The organism is Legionella israelensis, from assembly GCF_004571175.1.
GTDB classification, from domain to species: domain Bacteria; phylum Pseudomonadota; class Gammaproteobacteria; order Legionellales; family Legionellaceae; genus Legionella_D; species Legionella_D israelensis.
The window spans coordinates 524,828-542,699 of record NZ_CP038273.1 but is presented as its reverse complement, the minus strand read 5'-3'; the positions used below and the strand labels follow the sequence as shown (position 1 = coordinate 542,699).

Here is a 17,872-nt window from a genome sequence, read left to right as displayed (position 1 = left end):
GGCACCGACTGTGGTGTCCATCACCAGTATATTTATCAAAATCCAGTGTTTTCTAAAACTTGGATAAATAGGATTGGCCTTTTTATGGATTCTGTGGTTAAGCTACAGGGATTCGTGAATTTTTCACAAAGAGTAGTAAGTATTTACAGGTTTTTTCAAAGGTCATTTTTAAGCTGATGAATTCATGTTATTTTATTTTTATTGTATTTCCTGGTTAGGCCATCCGGCATGAACTTTTTTTCGGGTGATTTCAGACAAAAAATAAAATATGTAGGGATAAGTCTGGCTTTTTTATCCACGATTTCTGCGTCGGCTTTTTCAGATCAATTCGTCTGGAATAATCCTTATACGGCCAAGGAGAGAGATAAGTCTATTTATTACAATTCTTTTAGCGAACAGCCTAAAACGCTTGATCCGGCGCGTTCGTATTCAGCGAACGAATATATTTTTATTGCGCAGATTTGTGAACCGCCGCTGCAATACGATTATTTAAAAAGACCTTATCAGCTGACCCCGCTAACTGCACAACAACTCCCTGAGATTCGCTATTTAAATAAAGAGAAAAAAAAGATAAATCTTTCTGACAACGATACCGTTGCTTATAGTGTTTACACCATAAAGATTAAACCAGGCATCATGTATCAGCCTCATCCGGCTTTTGCCAGATATAAATCAGGTACGTACCGTTACCATGATCTTCCCGAAGGTTATCTGGAAGAACAGAACATCAACCAAATCAGCGATTTTAAATACAGCGGAACGCGTGAACTGAAGGTTGATGATTATATTTATGAAATTAAACGTCTGGCTAATCCCGCTGTCAGCTCACCTATATTTGGTTTAATGAGTGAATATATTCTGGGATTCAAGAAGTATGGAGCAAGTCTTCCTCTGACGTATGGTCAGAAAAAATATATTGATTTGCGTGCCTATCCCATGGAGGGATTAAAGAAAATTGATGATTATACGTTTGAAGTCACTTTAAAAGGACAGTATGCGCAATTTATCTTCTGGCTGGCCATGCCTTTTTTTGCTCCTGTCCCATGGGAAGTGGATCGTTTTTATTCACAACCTCCAATGGATGATAAAAACCTTACTCTTGACTGGTATCCAGTAGGAACAGGTCCATTTATGTTAAGTGAAAATAATCCAAATCGTCGAATGGTTTTAGATAAAAACCCCCATTTTCGTTTAACCTTTTTCCCAACCGATGGCAGTGAGGAAGATAGGAAAAAAGGTTATTTAAAGTATGCTGGCAAACGAATACCTTTGATTGAAAAGACAGTTTTCACTCTGGAAAAGGAATCCATTCCCCGCTGGAACAAATTTTTGCAGGGGTATTATGATTCTTCAGGGATTACGGCTGACAGTTTTGATCAGGCCATTCAGATTAATCGTTTTGGTACTGCTGTTTTGACCCCGGCAATGAAGGATAAAAAAATACGTCTAACACAAACCATAGAGCCTTCCATTTATTACATGGGATTTAACATGCTTGATCCTGTCATTGGAGGCCAGAGTGAAAGAGCTCGCAAACTGCGTCTGGCCATTTCAATTGCCATGAACTATGAAGAGTTCATTGCCATTTTTTTTAATGGACGGGGAAAAGCAGCGCAAGGGCCTATTCCTCCTGGGATTTTTGGTTATAAAGAAGGTAAGGCTGGTATTAATTCTTATGTCTTTAAATGGGTCGAGGGTATGCCCAGGCTAAGGCCTATTGAGGATGCCAGACAATTAATGCGGGAAGCCGGATATCCTGGAGGCGTCAATCCCAAAACCGGCCGCCACTTAATTCTCCATTATGATGTACCTGCAACAGGTGGTCCAGATGATAAAGCGCAGTTAGGCTGGGTTCGCAAACAATTTGCCCGTATTGGTATATCATTGAACATCAGAGCAACACAATATAATCGTTTTCAGGAGAAAATGCGCAGCGGCAATGCCCAGATTTTCAGTTGGGGCTGGAATGCAGATTATCCTGATCCAGAAAATTTTCTTTTTTTATTGTATGGACCTAACGGTAAAGTAAAACATGGAGGAGAAAACGCAGCAAATTATGCTAACTCTCAATATGACAAGCTTTTTGAACAAATGAAAAACATGGAAAACAACCCAAAGCGACAGGCGCTGATTGATCAAATGGTGTCAATCCTGAGGTATGATGCACCTTGGGTCTGGGGGATTAACCCCAAAAATTTTGTTTTGACACAACAATGGGTTTCTCCCATTAAGCCAAACAGTATTGCACAGAACACATTGAAATATGTAGCGATTGATGTGCCGTTACGTAATGAACTGCGCGCCAGGTGGAATCAACCTGTTCTCTGGCCTTTGGTTATGTTAGTTATGATCTTTTTCGTGTTGCTTTTTCTGCTTTTTCTCGCTTATAGAAAAAAGCAACGCCGCTCGGTGTCAAAGGTGGAATTATGATTTATTATTTATTAAGGCGTATCCTGTATGCCATACCAATTTTAATAGGCATAAATCTTTTAACCTTTGCCTTGTTTTTTATGGTGAACTCCCCTGACGATATGGCACGTATGCATCTTGGACAAAAACACGTCAAGCCCTCCGCCATTGAACACTGGAAAAGAAAACATGGTTATGATTTGCCTCTGTTTTATAATGATTCACAATTGGGTTTCAAGCAACTCAGCCAAACCTTGTTTTTTCAAAAATCCTTGAAACTGTTTGTGTTTGATTTCGGTGTTTCTGATGGCGGTCGAGACATTAGTTACGACGTCACAAAACGAATGTGGCCGAGTTTGATGATTGCTGTTCCTGTTCTTATCCTGGGTTTGCTGGTCAATATTGTTTTTGCCATGTTCATGGCTTTTTTTCGTTCAACCTATCTTGATCTTTTCGGAGTGGTTTTGTGCATTATTCTTATGTCAATTTCCAGTTTGTTCTATATCATAGGAGGGCAGTATCTATTTGGAAAATTGTTACGACTTGTTCCCATTTCAGGATATGGAAGCGGGTTTAATGCCATAAAATTTATCATTTTACCCGTGATTGTTGCGGTCATTGGTGGATTAGGTGCCGGTTCACGTTGGTATCGGACCCTTTTTCTTGAAGAAATGAACCGTGGGTATGTCAAAACAGCCAGAGCAAAAGGTTTGTCTGAACTTCGAGTGTTGTTTGGACACGTACTAAAAAATGCCATGCTGCCTATTTTAACCGGTATCGTTGTGATCATTCCTTCTTTATTTATGGGAAGTCTGGTATTGGAATCTTTTTTTGGTGTTCCTGGCTTAGGCAGTTATATCATTGATGCGATTCAGCAACAGGATTTTGCTATAGTCAGAGCAATGGTGTTTCTTGGCTCTGTTTTGTATATAGTTGGTTTAATATTAACCGATATTTCCTATACGCTAGTCGACCCAAGAGTGAGGCTCTCATGACCTTTGAATTTCTATGGACCGACCGCTGCTTCCTGTTATTGCTGATTTTCTCCGCGGTTTTGCTGGTAAATGGTGCGCGAAAGGAACATATTCGCCGCTCTTTATCCATGATTGGCCGCAACCCGCTTGCCATTAGCTCAGGTATTATTTTGGCTTTATTCTTAATCATTGGCATTCTTGATTCCATTCATATCAAATCTCCCGACAAGGCCGCCTCTACCTTGCTTGATCAATTAATGGCACCTATTGGAACTGTATATGAAAAGACCTATTCAGCACCTTTGGCTTTAAAATCATACAGCTCACAGACTGTGCTGCTCGATGGCCAGGCTTTACAGATTTATCCGAGATTAAAGCACATTAATCCAGCCATTAAGACAGAAAAAGATAAAAAGCGATTAATTCGATCTACCTTATATTGGTCCCTTGTGGTGGCGATGATTTTTACTCTATTGAGTTGGGGACTGATATTAATGATTCGTCGAATAAAAAAAGGGCAATTTGATTTTTCTTTTAATGCCATATTGATAAGTGTATTGATAACCTGGTTTTTCATTGTATTTATAGGTTATTTTTGCTTTTCCTTATCCAAGGAACTTCATCTGTTAGGTACAGGTAAAATTGGCCAGGATATTTTCTATTATGCGGTTAAAAGCATTCGTACGGGGCTGGTGATAGGCCTTTTAACGACGCTTTTTATGATGCCGCTGGCTTTATTTCTCGGTGTCTCGGCAGGCTATTTCGGCGGTCGTGCTGATGATATTATTCAATATATTTATACCACATTAAGTTCAATTCCAGGTGTGTTATTGATTACGGCCTCGGTTTTATCTATGCAAACTTATATCGCTAATCATCCCCAACAATTCCCTACTTTGGCACAAAGCGCAGATGCCAGATTGCTGGCTTTGTGTTTAATTCTAGGTGTGACTAGCTGGACCAGCCTTTGTCGGTTGATTCGGGCAGAAAGTCTAAAGTTAAGAGAAGTCGATTTTGTGATGGCAGCCCGCGCTTTGGGAAGCAGTTCTTTCACTATACTGCGCAAGCACCTCCTCCCTAATGTTATGCACATTGTATTGATTACGCTGGTGTTGGATTTCAGTTTTTTGGTTCTGGCAGAAGCCGTCTTGTCTTATGTCGGTGTGGGTGTATCCCCTATGACCATCAGTTGGGGAAACATGATCAATGGTGCAAGGCTTGAGTTGGCGAGAGAGCCTATTGTCTGGTGGCCCATGATGTCGGCTTTTTTTCTTATGTTTATTTTGGTGTTAGCCGGCAATCTGTTTGCCGATGCGGTCAGGGATGCTTTTGACCCTCATCGTCAGGCTTAGGATCAGTAAATAAAAATTTTCACAGAACGAAAAAATTTTTGTTCACAAAGTCGGAAGATGAAATTGAAAATGCGGGGTGCATTTGAAATAACCAACCCCGCATTTTAATCTCTTCGTTTGCCCTGTGTCGTTAGCTAATAAATTTGAATATAAACATGAAAAAGTAGATAATCATCGATTCATTTTTCCCGATATAGTGAAAAAATGCATCAACGCTTTGTTCATTTGAGAATGCACTCTGAATATTCATTGATCGATGGATTAATACGCATCAAGCCCTTGATGAAAGTATTACCGGAGAGAGGTATGTGTTCAGTGGCCTTGACTGATCACTGCAATTTATTTGCTGCTGTAAAACTGTTTAAAGCGGCTCTTGAGCATGGAATTAAACCTATCATTGGTGCGGATTTGCTATGCCATGATCCCGAAAAACCAGAAAATACATTTTCTCTCGTTTTGCTCTGTCAAAATTCAGAAGGTTACCGGCATCTAACACGCCTGGTGTCCAAGGCTTATCAGGAAGGTCAGTATCAAGGCAAACCTCATGTTCAGACACAGTGGATTCCTGAGTGTACAGAAGGATTGATTGCACTTTCCGGTGGTCGAACCGGTGATATTGGGCAAGCATTGATTCATGATGACTTTGAGTTAGCGAAGTCTCGCGCCCATTATTGGAGTCAGATATTTCCTGCCCGTTTTTATCTTGAAATTCAACGCACGAACAGAAACGATGAAAATTATTATAATGAAAAACTCATTGAATTGGCCCAAGCCCTTCATTTGCCGCTGGTAGCGACCAATGATGTACGTTTTTTAAACGAAGATGATTTTTCCGCTCATGAGGCTCGTGTCTGTATTCATGATGGCTACACTTTGGCAGATCCAAGACGTCGGCAATTATACAGTGCCAAACAGTATTTGCGATCGGCTGATGAAATGGAAGAGCTGTTTTCTGATTTGCCCAGCGCCTTGCAAAATACGGTTGAAATCAGTAAACGCTGTTCTGTGGATCTTGATTTGGGCCAAAATTATTTACCCAATTTTCCGCTTCCACAAGGTTCAACCGTTGAAAGCTATTTGTCGGAACTATCAAGAAAGGGATTAAATGAGCGACTTGAAAAAATACTTTGTCATCAGCCTTCAGAAAAAAGAAAACAGCTAAGAGTTGAATACGACAAGCGCCTGGAAACTGAATTAAATGTCATCAATAACATGGGTTTCCCTGGTTATTTTTTAATTGTTGCTGATTTTATTCAGTGGGCGAAAAAAAACGGTATTCCCGTAGGCCCAGGCCGGGGTTCCGGAGCCGGTTCTCTTGTCGCTTACGCTCTAAAAATTACGGATTTGGACCCTCTCGAGTTTGAATTGCTCTTTGAGCGGTTTCTTAATCCTGAACGCGTATCCATGCCGGATTTCGACATTGATTTTTGCATGGAAGGACGAGACAGAGTGATTGAGTATGTTGCTGAGAAGTACGGTCGCCAAAGTGTCTCGCAAATCATTACTTTCGGTACAATGGCTGCAAAAGCAGTGATTCGTGACGTTGGACGTGTATTCGGCCATCCATACGGATTTGTTGATAAGTTGGCTAAATTGATTCCTTTTGAAATTGGAATGACTTTAAGCAAAGCTCTGGAGCAGGAAGAAGAATTACGCCGGCGATATGAGGAAGAAGATGAAGTCAGGGAACTCTTTGATTTGGCGCTAAAACTTGAGGGCATCACCCGAAATGCCGGGAAACATGCCGGCGGTGTGGTGATCGCTCCATCTCAGTTAACCGATTTCACCGCAATATATTGTGAGGAAGGTTCGACACAAATCGTCAGTCAATTTGATAAAGATGACGTGGAAGCCGCCGGTTTAGTGAAGTTTGATTTTCTCGGATTACGCACTTTAACCATTATCGACTGGGCGGTGGATATTATCAATCAACAACGGGCCAGCCAAGGGTTGCCAGCTATTGATATCGCAGAAATTCCGATTGATGATCAGCAAACCTTTGATTTACTGAAACACTGTCAGACCACGGCTGTGTTTCAGCTTGAATCCCGGGGAATGAAAGAGTTAATCAATCGCCTTCAACCTGACTGTTTCGAAGAAATTATTGCTTTGGTCGCTTTGTTTAGACCCGGTCCATTACAATCTGGCATGGTAGACGATTTTATCGATAGAAAACATGGACGTGCCAAGGTGGAATATCCTCACCCCGATCTTGAGCCTATATTGAAACCCACTTATGGGGTTATTCTGTATCAGGAGCAAGTGATGCAGATTGCTCAAATTCTGGCCAACTATACCCTGGGAGCTGCTGACTTGCTGCGTCGGGCCATGGGTAAGAAAAAGCCGGAAGAAATGGCCAAACAACGTGAGATTTTTACCGAAGGAGCAACTTCCCGCGGAGTTGATGAGAAAACCGCAACTTATATTTTCGATTTAATGGAAAAATTTGCTGGATATGGCTTTAACAAATCTCATTCTGCTGCCTATGCGCTGGTTGCTTATCAGACAGCCTGGTTAAAGGCTCATTATCCTGCGGCGTTTATGGCGGCTGTGATGTCTTCGGATATGGATAACACGGACAAAGTTGTCAATTTTATGGATGAATGCGCACGGATGAACTTAAAAGTTCTGCCTCCTTGTGTGAACCGCTCTCAATATAAATTTACCGTCGATAACGAGCAGAATATTCTTTACGGTTTGGGAGCCATTAAAGGAGTTGGTGAATCAGCGATTTCCTGTATCATTGAGGAGCGAAAACAAGGGGGCGTTTTTTCTGATCTTTTCAGTTTTGCTAAAAGACTGGATCTTAAAAAAGTGAACCGGAGGGTGTTTGAGGCCTTGATAAAATCCGGGGCAATGGATGACTGGAAGATTGAGCGTTCTGTTTTGGCTGCATCTATTGACAATGTGTTAAAAATGGCAGAAAGAGAACATCAAAATCAGGCAACAGGGCAATTTGAACTCTTGTCCTTTTTTGATGAAGCTCTGAGCGATGAAAGCTATGTCAATTGCAGGCCATGGACAGAAAAGCAGCGGTTGGATGCAGAGCGGGAAACTTTGGGGTTTTATTTAACTGGACATCCGGTTGATCAATACCGTCGTGAATTTAAAGGCATTATTTCTATGGTCAGTGAGCTTGACCCTCTAGCACAAAAAAAAGCCTACATATGTGGGCAGATATGTGGTCTGCGTAAGATCGTGACTAAACGGGGCAAGAAACTTGTTATTATCGGCATAGATGATGCAACAGCCAAAATAGATGTGGTTGTTTTTTCTGAAGTATTCGATGCTTTTTCCCAGGAGGTGAGTGGCGGCGATATTCTGATTATCGAAGGTGATATTGCCACTGATGATTATAATGGCGGGGTAAAAATGACGGCCAGTCAATTGTATACGGTTGAGGCGGCCAGAACTCGTTTTGCCCGTTGTCTGCAAATAACCTTTGATACTAGTCAACATGCTTTGCTCGCTCCTATACAGTCCACTTTGAAGGCTCATACCGGCGCATGTTCAGTAAATATGATTTATCGTAATGAAAAAGCAAAAGTTGAGCTTAATCTGGGTTCTGAGTGGTCGGTTAAACCAGAAGATCAATTAATTCGTCTGCTGAATGAGTTATTAGGCGAGCAAAGCGCTGTGATGTTGTATTAGGTTCTGTGCACTTATCTTTTACCGGCTGCAAATTCGGCTGATTTTCTCAAATATCAGCTTGAGTTCGTTATGGAACTGGCTATTCACCTCACTCAAGCTGACATTTTAGCTAATCCATGCAAATTTTTGCTTCAAAAAACTGACGATATGCACTAAAAGGTTTTTTTTATGTTTGATTATCATGATTTGAGTTACGCTTTTGCTAACCCCGCGTCATCTGCGGTTATAAAAACTTTTCCTGAAGATTTCAGAGTAGATGAAATTTTGTCCTTTGATTTAAGCGGTGAAGGCGAGCATCTGTTTTTAAGAATTGAAAAAATCGGGCTGACGACTGAAGAATTGGTTAAATCTTTATCCAGAAAAATAAAAAAATCGCTCAAATTCATCTCTTATGCCGGCTTGAAGGATAAGCAGGCAATAACGAGCCAATGGATATCCGTTCATTGCCCAGGAGAATATATCGAGGGTGTTGAAAGCCTGGCAGGAGAGGGCTGGCGTGTACTTGAATGTCAGCGGCATCATAAAAAATTAAAGAAAGGCGCTGTTGCCAAAAATCAGTTTCAACTGATTTTAAGGGCTATTGATAAACCCGAAGATGTTGAACAACGTTTATTGCATATACAGTCCACAGGCGTTCCAAATTATTTCGGCTATCAACGATTCGGTCATGGAAGCCAGAATCTTATCAAAGCAAAACACATGCTTTTGGAGAATGTGCCAGTAAAAAATCGCTTTTTAAAAGGCCTTTATTATTCTTCGGCCCGCGGATTTCTTTTTAATCGAATATTATCGCAGAGGGTTGCTCTCAAAAACTGGAACAAGCCGATTTCAGGTGATATTTTGCAATTGCGAGGAACGAATTCTATATTCATGGCAGATATCATTGACGAAACTCTTTATCAAAGAGTCAAATGTCATGACCTTTCACCTGCCTCCATTTTATGGGGAACGGGAGAGGAAAAAATCGCAAAAGAAGCCTTGATATTGCAGCAAAATGCATTAGCCGACTTCAAGCCCTGGCTTTTAGCACTGGAAATGGAAGGTCTTAAAAAGTCCTATCGGGCACAGGTTTTGCCAGTTTCTCTCATGACCTGGCAATGGCTGAAAGAGAAGCAGTTGAAACTGCAATTTGAATTACCTGCTGGCAGTTACGCTACAGTTGTTTTAAGAGAGTTGGTCCGCTTGGAAGATAAGCTGTAATTCTGTGCTCTATTTTTTACCTGTTGTAAAAATAAGAGCACAGAATTTGATGTGATTTTTTTTGAACAAGAACGTCTTTATGTAAAACTCATATTAGAACCGCAGAGCTACTGACGTTTAAGTCTTTATGTGAAGCGGATTTTTCTGACAGCCTTTTTTCCAACTCCTCTATGACATGAGGCATGATGTCTTTATTGATATTAAAAGTGTGATTTCCAATGGTGCAAGTGCCATCTCTGTTGATTAATATTGCATTTTCTTTCTGTTCTTCTGTGAGACTGGATTCTTTGACAGGTTTTGTTTCGATCACCAGTCCATTAACCATTTGTTTGCCGTCAATAATTCTTAATCCGGTTAAGCCTGCGGGTTTTTCACCTCCCATATATTCATATATGGAACCATAGGCTTTACATAATAAATGGTAAGCATAATCCAAAGGCAGACCTATAGCGACCCCAAGACCCTCACCAACAAGCTGCATGGCGTAGTGCAGACTTTTAGCCAGAAAAATTTGCAGAAAGGTATCCATTAATTTACTGGCAATGATAGGAGCTATGAACGGAGTTCCAAGCGTTGAGCCAATTCCAAACAATATAATGCCGTTTCCGATAGTCGCTGCAGCATAATTATGTGAGGGAAAAAGTGGTGTGGAAGTACTTATGATATGGCCAGAGAGAATGCCGGCAGTGGCACCCACCGTACTGCCAACGTAGCCAAATAACGGTTTGGAAATGGAGGTACATGGCCAGTTTACAAAATCATAATCCGATTTCTTGAGTTTGCTTTTTTTATTGACAAAAGAGGAGAATTCATTCCATTCCTCTTCGCTGAAAACGGGTATACCCGCCTTCAGGAGAGTGGCATTGGCATCTTCGAAGGCACCTTTAATTGACATAAGACGTGCAGCGGTATTGAAACATTCAATTTTATCTTCTTCGCTCATTGTATTGTATCCATGTAACCCCAAAGCCTCATCGAGCAATGAGTATAAATCGGAATTTTTGGCGGAACGAACTTTATAGGTGGGAGAAATTTGAGAGCGAATGTATAAACAGACGGCAATGATCATTTTAGACGCGCTATATTTTGCTTCATATTGCTGCTGAGAGGTTATTTGTTCATCGTCTAAAAGATTAGACTCCAGAACAGCAATGATTTTTTCAATAAGGGAAATTTGTTTTTCTCTTGAAGAAACGTTTGTTCCACCAAGAGCTGTAGGCAATCCGAAGAAACTGGGTGGTTGTTTCAGATCAACGCCTTCGATTTTCTCATAATCTTTCCTTAAATTTTTTAGTTTTTTAATGGCATCTACTGGTAATACATATCCCATAATTCACCTCACGTCCGATGTTGGTAGTTTGTCTGCTGCTTATGTTACGCAGCCTCGTTTTTTTATGCGGCATAACATGAATTAATGACAAAAATGGCTAAATTTATATTACGCTTTCATTGGTTAATTGAAAACATATTTGATTATTTTTTACTAAATTGTTGAAATTCAATGGCGTGAAGCTGTTCTATAGAGCACCATATGATTTTAAATATATACAATTAAATTTGCGTGTTTTCTACTGCACTTTAGCCATTTTTCAAGTAAAGGAAAGCAATAAGATTAAAGCTCATAGAAGCGCACCGTTATATTTATTAAAGTCGCTTTAAATCGATGACTTGAGTAAATAGAATTACCATGGTATCGACCGCAGTCTATGCGAAGTTCATGGACCCCGCTATCAGGTGGCGGGGATTCGATCCCTAAAAAATGTAAAAAATACTATGGTGCAGAATGTCGGATTTATCAAAGTACTACCCGTATTCAATTAACGAACGAAGAAATAGATGATATAGTCGTTTTACCGTTCTATTAGGATTATAGAATGACCAGACTTAAAGATTTTTATTTACTGCTAAGACCATCACATTGGAGTAAATCAGGTTTTGTATTGCTCGGTGTTTTTTATGCCGAGGCTTTTAATTATCTTGGTGTTGCACTTTTAGCGGCGCTTTCTTTTTGTCTGACCGCAAGCTCAGTTTATATTTACAATGATATTCAGGACAGAAAGGAAGACATTCTGCACCCGCAAAAAAGAAATCGCCCCCTTGCAAGAGGTTCAATTTCAATATCTGGCGCTACGTATCTTCTTTCAGGATTGCTGATTTCAGCTTTTGTTCTTGCCTGGAATATTTCTGTTATGCTTTTGCTGATCTTGAGTTTTTATTTACTGGTTAACCTTGCCTATAACCATTTTCTAAAACTGATACCGATTATGGATGTCAGCTGTATTGCATTAGGCTTTATGCTTCGTGTACTCGCCGGAACTATTGGAATTGGTTTACCCATTTCATGGTGGCTGACGATTACTGTTACTTTACTAAGTTTTTTTATTGCTCTAAGTAAAAGACGATTGGAGTTACAATTGGGTTTGAAACATTCCGCACGTAAGGTATTAAAGAAATACAATAAAAAAGTTTTGAAAACATTAATGATTCTCTCTGGTCTTGGGAGTTTTATCTCTTACTTGCTTTACACCATATATGCTAAAAATGAGTCTTTTTATTTTATGTTGACTCTACCATTTGCCGCATTTGCTTTATGGCGTTTTATCTGGCTTACCAGCCTGAGCCATAAGAATGATGATCCTGTGAATGTCTTTTTATCTGACGGATTATCCTTTTTAAATCTGCTTTGTTTTGTATTGTTAACCTATATGGCATTAAGGCAATGAGAGTTGAAATACGATTATTTGATTTCGTATGGGCTTTGCTGATTGTCTATTTATTTGTGTTTCAAATAGCCACCATCTGGCCGTTTACCATCGATGATATGTACATCCCTCTGCGCTATGCCAAACATTGGGTAAGTGGAGAAGGTTTGTTATGGAATATTGGTGAACCTCCTGTAGAAGGATACACCAGCTTTGGTTTTCTGGTTTTGGCGGCCGCTTTTCTTAAGATGGGTTTGAATCCAGTTATTATGTTTAAGGTGGCAGGTGTTTTAGGCCTTGTTCTAACAGCAATTGGCCTGACACTAATGAGTCGGTTATGGTTTAACTGGCGTTTGTCTTTCATTCCTTTACTGTGGCTTTTATGGTACCGAGGACAAATTGTCTGGTCTGTAAGTGGGTTAGAGACAAGTGTCTATGAAGCATTGATGATATGGGCCGTATTCTTTGCATTCAGAGCCCTGGGATATCGTTTCTATCCTTTAGAGCGCAGAGATCCAAGGATAATATATTATCTTTTGAGTGGTCTAATGCTGGCTTTTGCGGCATTGACGAGACCCGAAACGCCGGCTTTTGTATTGATGTTTTTCTTTTTGTTCTACATAGATGGCCTAAAGAAATACTGGAGAGGCCTAAAATTCTTTACTGCGATTTTTCTTTGTTTTTATTTACCTTATTTTCTCTGGCATTATTATTATTTTACCCGTTTGTTTCCCAATTCAATTTATTGTAAGGGACTTACCGGACATTCATGGGGCGTTTTAACTGCTAATTATTTGAAACTGACATGGCCCTTCCTTTTGCTGAGCCTGCCAGCCATACAAAAGGCTAAAGATTTTCGTTATCTGTTTCTGTTGTTACCCAGCATAATTTATATGTTCTTATTACTTGGCGCTGATCCGATTGTTGCTTTTTACAATCGGCTTTTTTTACCCGCTTTTGCCTTGTTATTGCCGCTTTCCTTGCTGGGATTGAGTCATTTGATGGGGAATTTTTTTACAGAAAAAAACAAGTTATATCAATTATTGATGTATGTGGTATCTCTGACCTTTGCCATTGTTTTTATTCCCGGCATGACATTAAATAACTATCAATCGTTTACTGAAAATCCTATAAAAGGAGAACAGTTGCGCCAGGAATTGGTTGACTGGTTGAAAAATCATGTTGACACCGATAAAACGATTGTTTTAAGTGATAGTGGTTATATTCCTTTCTACAGCCCACATTCATTTATTGATTCTTATTGTTTAAACAATTTAAGAATGACTCAATACTCAGGGCAAATGTATCAACAATTTTGTAAGGATATATTTCAGCAGAAACCGGAAGTCATTATCCTTACTTCCTTGGTTGAACCAGATAAAATCACATACACGCCAGCGGATCTTTGTCTGCACCGTCAATTAAAAAACACTGCGAACTACCAAAAGAAAAAAGTGTTTAAGACAAAAACCGAGGCGCCTTATTATCGATATGAATTGTTTAAACTTTCACGCAATGCAGAATAATCAGGCATCTAGTTTGATACCATCCAGACATACAAAGTTTCAGGCATGGCCGGGATCTGCCTGGAAATGTCAATATTTTAATCAGGTGTGTCAGTCCGGAGAGTGAATGTCATTAACTGAAATTTTGGTGTATTATGGCAGCTTTGGCTCAAAAACTTATTGGAATCATGATAAAAAATATCTTCTTATTTACAAGAAAGTTATATGCTAAGATGCCTGTGATTATATTTGATATCTCAGCAATTCCAATAGCATGGTACCTTGCTTACTGGCTGCGTTTTAATATGCAACCTTCCGCGGCCGATATTCAATACCCCAGTTTTTTTGAAGGATTGCTCATTTTAACCATTGTGCAAACTGCCTGTTACTATTACTTCTGTGTTTACAGGGGATTATGGCGTTTTTCTTCGCTCAATGATTTGATGCGGATATTAAAAGCAGCGATTACGGCAACTTTCCTGGTTATTCCGGTTTTCTATTCAGTATCCATCATCCAAAATATTCCGCGATCAGTGCTCCCTTTATATTCGATTGTGCTGGTTACTGTATTATGTGGTGGGCGGCTGTTCATGCGCTATTATTGGGACAAGCAAGATCGAAGCCATCTGCCTGATGATATTCAAAAAGTTCTTATTGTTGGCGCAGGAGCAGCAGGGGAGTGGCTGGTTAGAGATTTAAAACGCAACAAAATGTATTTACCGGTAGGTATTGTAGATGATAGTCCGGGAAAAAAAGGTCTTGAGGTACACGGTGTTCGAGTTTTAGGGAAAATAAGAGAGCTTCCTGCCATTGCTTCCTTGCAAGCCGTGGATTTAATTTTTATTGCCATACCTTCTGCCCGTACACGCACCATGCAGCGTATTGTGTCTGAATGTGAAAAAAGCGGTGTCCCTTTCAGGACACTACCTAGCATCACAGCACTCGCTTCAGGCAGAGTCTCTGTAAATGCTTTAAGAAATGTAAATATTGAAGATTTGCTGGGCAGGGATCAGGTTAGTCTTGAGTGGAATAAAATTGCTGAGAGCATTGTTGGTCATAAAATTCTTGTAACAGGCGGAGGGGGTTCTATAGGGTCTGAACTTTGCCGCCAGATAATGAATTTAAAGCCGGCTAAATTAATTATCCTTGAAAACTCTGAATTTAATTTATATCAAATTGAAAAAGAGCTTAATGAAAATTTTCCGGATATCCCTGTTCAATCCTGTCTGGCCAGTGTAACGGATGAAGTAGCCGTTAATTATATATTGTCAGAACATAAACCTGAAATTGTGTTTCATGCTGCAGCCTATAAACATGTCCCTATGTTGCAGGATCAAATTCGAACAGCTATATACAATAACATCATTGGAACACAGATTGTGGCTCAAGCCAGTGTGGGAATAGGAGTAAGAAAATTTATTTTAATTTCTACCGACAAGGCAGTAAATCCGACCAATGTGATGGGAACGACAAAGCGAGTGGCAGAAATTTACTGTCAAAATTTAAATACCCGCGTAGACACTCAATTCATAACGGTTCGTTTCGGAAATGTACTGGGTTCGGCTGGTAGTGTTGTGCCGCTTTTTCGTAAACAACTGGAAGCTGGTGGTCCTTTAACGGTGACACATCCAGAGATCCAGCGGTATTTTATGACGATTCCAGAAGCTTGTCAGTTAATATTGCAAGCCATGGTGAGTGGTTCTGGTGGTGAAATATTTGTTCTGGATATGGGTGAGCCGATTAAAATCCGTTATCTTGCTGAGCAGATGATACGTTTATCAGGCAAAGAACCAGGAAAGGATATCCAGATTAAATACACTGGATTAAGACCAGGGGAAAAATTGTTTGAAGAATTATTTCATGAGTCAGAGCAATTAGCGCCAACCCAGCATGAGAAATTATTTAAAGCTCAGTTTAGAGAGTTGGACTGGCAGGAATTAACACAAGCCATGCGTATGCTCAATGCAACATGTATGGCTCATAATGAAGAAGAACTGTTTGTTTTATTAAAGAGTCTGGTGCCTGAATTTCGCTCTGACTCGAAGACACTCGTTGATTTGTCCTGAATTTGACAAGAGGTTTGTTCAGATCACTGAAAGCAGAGGTGGGTAAGAATGGGTATTAGCTATGAAGAATTTGAGCGTGTTGACTTGCGCTCTGGAACCGTGGTGAAGGTTGAAGAATTCCCAAGAGCCAAAAAACCGGCCTTTAAGGTTTGGGTAAATTTTGGTGAGGGTATAGGTATACTGCAAACGTCTGCTCAGATAACAGATCATTATTCCGTTGAAACTCTGATGGGACGAACAGTCGTTGGTTGTGTTAATTTGGGAGAAAAAAACATCGCGGGGTTTGTATCTCAATTTTTATTGGTGGGTTTCTCAGATGAGAATGGTAAAATTTGCTTGCTTACCACAGACCGAAAAGTGCCCAATGGACAGAAATTACATTAAAGCCGATATTCTTTGTCTTTTTTGCCAGGGCACAGAATGATTTAAATATGTACAAGGTAAATTTGATTATTGATGAGTCAACATTAACTCCATATACGTAGGCATTTGAGTGCGATCAGGAAAACGAAATGTCAACAGATCCTAAAAAAATACCATATATCTAACAGGAATTTTTATGTTCGAGTGTAAGGGATGATACTTTTCAGTTTCTGTCTTTTTTTGTTTCTTTTTATTCTAGTGGGTGCTTTATCACTTCTGAAAAATAAGCATACATCCACGGATTACCTTATTGCCAACCGTAACATTAAACCTTGGATGGCGGCTTTATCCGCTGTGGCCACGAATAACAGCGGATATATGTTTACAGGGATGATAGGGTTCACCTATCTTATCGGTTTTTCCACTATATGGTTACTCATAGGCTGGATCAGTGGCGATTTTATCAGCTCAACCTTCATTCATAAAAAACTGCGAATTCAAACTGAACAAAAGAACGAAGTAAGTTATGCCAGTTTATTAGCAAAATGGGGCGGAGCTGATTATCGGTGGATCCGGGTGTTTGGAGGCCTAGTGACCTTTATTTTTCTTGGTACTTATGCAGCGGCACAGTTAAAAGCAGGTAGCAAGGCACTGTATGTACTGTTTGGATGGGATTATTCTGTCGGTGCCATTATTGGGTCATTGATTGTACTCATTTATTGTTTTGCCGGTGGAATCAGGGCATCCATATGGACGGATGTAGCACAATCTTTTGTCATGATTCTTGCCATGGCCATTCTTTTTTTTGTCTCTTTATATGATATTGGCGGCTTCCGTTTATTTATAGAAAAATTACAACAGGTATCACCGACTTATTTTTCCCTTTTTCCACCTGATTTATTTTTAGGTTCTTTTTGGGGACCTTTTCTATTTGTTATTGGTTGGTTATTTGCGGGCTTTGGAGTTGTAGGACAGCCACATATCATGATTCGCTTTATGGCCATCAACGATCCTCACCATATGCTGAAAACAAGAGTATATTATTATTTGTGGTACCTCTGTTTTTATTTGCTCACTTTTGGCGTCGGACTTTTGGCCAGGTTAAAAATTCCTGATATTGGGCTTTTTGACGAAGAACTGGCACTTCCAATGCTTGCTAAAGAGTTATTGCCTCATTTTTTTGTGGGATTAGTCTTGGCGGGTTTATTTGCTGCGACCATGTCGACTGCGGACTCCCAAATCATCAGTTGCACAGCTTCTATTAGTCATGATTTTCGATTAAATCCCTCAGGAAGTTATTGGTTTACCAAGCTGGTTACATTGATTGTAGCGCTCATAGCTTTAATGATAGCTTTATTTGGTCATGAAAAAGTGTTTCGACTGGTTTTAATTGCCTGGTCTGCTTTGGCGTCTTCATTTGGACCTTTGCTGGTCGTATATGCATTAGGTGGAAGACCTGTTCAAATCACGGCGGTTAGTATGATGGCTGTTGGCCTCATTGTGACTTTAAGCTGGACTTTATTAGGTTATAGTGAAGAGATTTATGAAATTTTACCAGGCATGATTGCCGGTTTTGTTCCTTATGGTATTCAAAAACTATATTTGAAAGCCGTTAATGTTACTGAAGTGGAAATAAACAATTGAAATATC

General features: G+C 39.9%; 11 protein-coding genes. 10 read left to right on the top strand and 1 reads right to left on the bottom strand.

The features are described from left to right. Positions 1 to 228 precede the first annotated feature (228 nt). The 5 genes from E4T55_RS02340 to truD all read left to right on the top strand — a co-directional run bounded on the left by E4T55_RS02340 (position 229) and on the right by truD (position 9,586). The gene (locus tag E4T55_RS02340; RefSeq protein WP_082636461.1) at positions 229 to 2,430 is read left to right on the top strand and encodes an ABC transporter substrate-binding protein; all 2,202 of its coding nucleotides are present in this window, start codon (positions 229 to 231) and stop codon (positions 2,428 to 2,430) included. Next, the gene (locus E4T55_RS02335) at positions 2,427 to 3,404 is read left to right on the top strand and encodes an ABC transporter permease (protein WP_058500716.1); all 978 of its coding nucleotides are present in this window, start codon (positions 2,427 to 2,429) and stop codon (positions 3,402 to 3,404) included. The genes E4T55_RS02340 and E4T55_RS02335 overlap by 4 nt, the downstream gene beginning before the upstream one ends. Further along, positions 3,401 to 4,735, top strand: a complete 1,335-nt coding sequence (locus E4T55_RS02330) for an ABC transporter permease (protein ID WP_058500717.1) — start codon at positions 3,401 to 3,403, stop codon at positions 4,733 to 4,735. The genes E4T55_RS02335 and E4T55_RS02330 overlap by 4 nt, the downstream gene beginning before the upstream one ends. Before the next feature lie 204 nt (positions 4,736 to 4,939). Further along, positions 4,940 to 8,386 carry a DNA polymerase III subunit alpha gene (gene dnaE / locus E4T55_RS02325; RefSeq protein WP_058500718.1) on the top strand — a complete coding sequence of 1,149 codons (3,447 nt, stop codon included), beginning with the start codon at positions 4,940 to 4,942 and terminating at the stop codon, positions 8,384 to 8,386. A 168-nt stretch (positions 8,387 to 8,554) separates the two neighbouring features. Further along, the gene (gene truD, locus E4T55_RS02320; protein WP_058500719.1) at positions 8,555 to 9,586 is read left to right on the top strand and encodes a tRNA pseudouridine(13) synthase TruD; all 1,032 of its coding nucleotides are present in this window, start codon (positions 8,555 to 8,557) and stop codon (positions 9,584 to 9,586) included. 88 nt (positions 9,587 to 9,674) lie between these two features. Here truD and E4T55_RS02315 read toward each other — a convergent pair whose 3' ends face one another. Continuing rightward, a complete protein-coding gene (locus E4T55_RS02315; protein ID WP_058500720.1) occupies positions 9,675 to 10,916 on the bottom strand; it encodes a hypothetical protein in 1,242 nt (413 codons plus the stop codon). A gap of 544 nt (positions 10,917 to 11,460) precedes the next feature. Here E4T55_RS02315 and E4T55_RS02310 point away from each other — a divergent pair. The 5 genes from E4T55_RS02310 to E4T55_RS02290 all read left to right on the top strand — a co-directional run bounded on the left by E4T55_RS02310 (position 11,461) and on the right by E4T55_RS02290 (position 17,866). Beyond that, positions 11,461 to 12,309, top strand: a complete 849-nt coding sequence (locus E4T55_RS02310; RefSeq protein WP_058500721.1) for a decaprenyl-phosphate phosphoribosyltransferase — start codon at positions 11,461 to 11,463, stop codon at positions 12,307 to 12,309. Beyond that, the gene (locus E4T55_RS02305) at positions 12,306 to 13,814 is read left to right on the top strand and encodes a hypothetical protein (RefSeq protein WP_058500722.1); all 1,509 of its coding nucleotides are present in this window, start codon (positions 12,306 to 12,308) and stop codon (positions 13,812 to 13,814) included. Before E4T55_RS02310 ends, E4T55_RS02305 begins: the two co-directional genes overlap by 4 nt. A gap of 167 nt (positions 13,815 to 13,981) precedes the next feature. Beyond that, the gene (locus E4T55_RS02300) at positions 13,982 to 15,859 is read left to right on the top strand and encodes a polysaccharide biosynthesis protein (RefSeq protein WP_058500737.1); all 1,878 of its coding nucleotides are present in this window, start codon (positions 13,982 to 13,984) and stop codon (positions 15,857 to 15,859) included. A 48-nt stretch (positions 15,860 to 15,907) separates the two neighbouring features. After that, positions 15,908 to 16,243, top strand: a complete 336-nt coding sequence (locus tag E4T55_RS02295; RefSeq protein ID WP_058500723.1) for a tRNA-binding protein — start codon at positions 15,908 to 15,910, stop codon at positions 16,241 to 16,243. A 192-nt stretch (positions 16,244 to 16,435) separates the two neighbouring features. Continuing rightward, on the top strand, positions 16,436 to 17,866 hold the full coding sequence (locus E4T55_RS02290; RefSeq protein ID WP_058500724.1) for a sodium/proline symporter: 1,431 nt from the start codon (positions 16,436 to 16,438) through the stop codon (positions 17,864 to 17,866). The last annotated feature ends 6 nt before the right edge of the window (positions 17,867 to 17,872 follow it).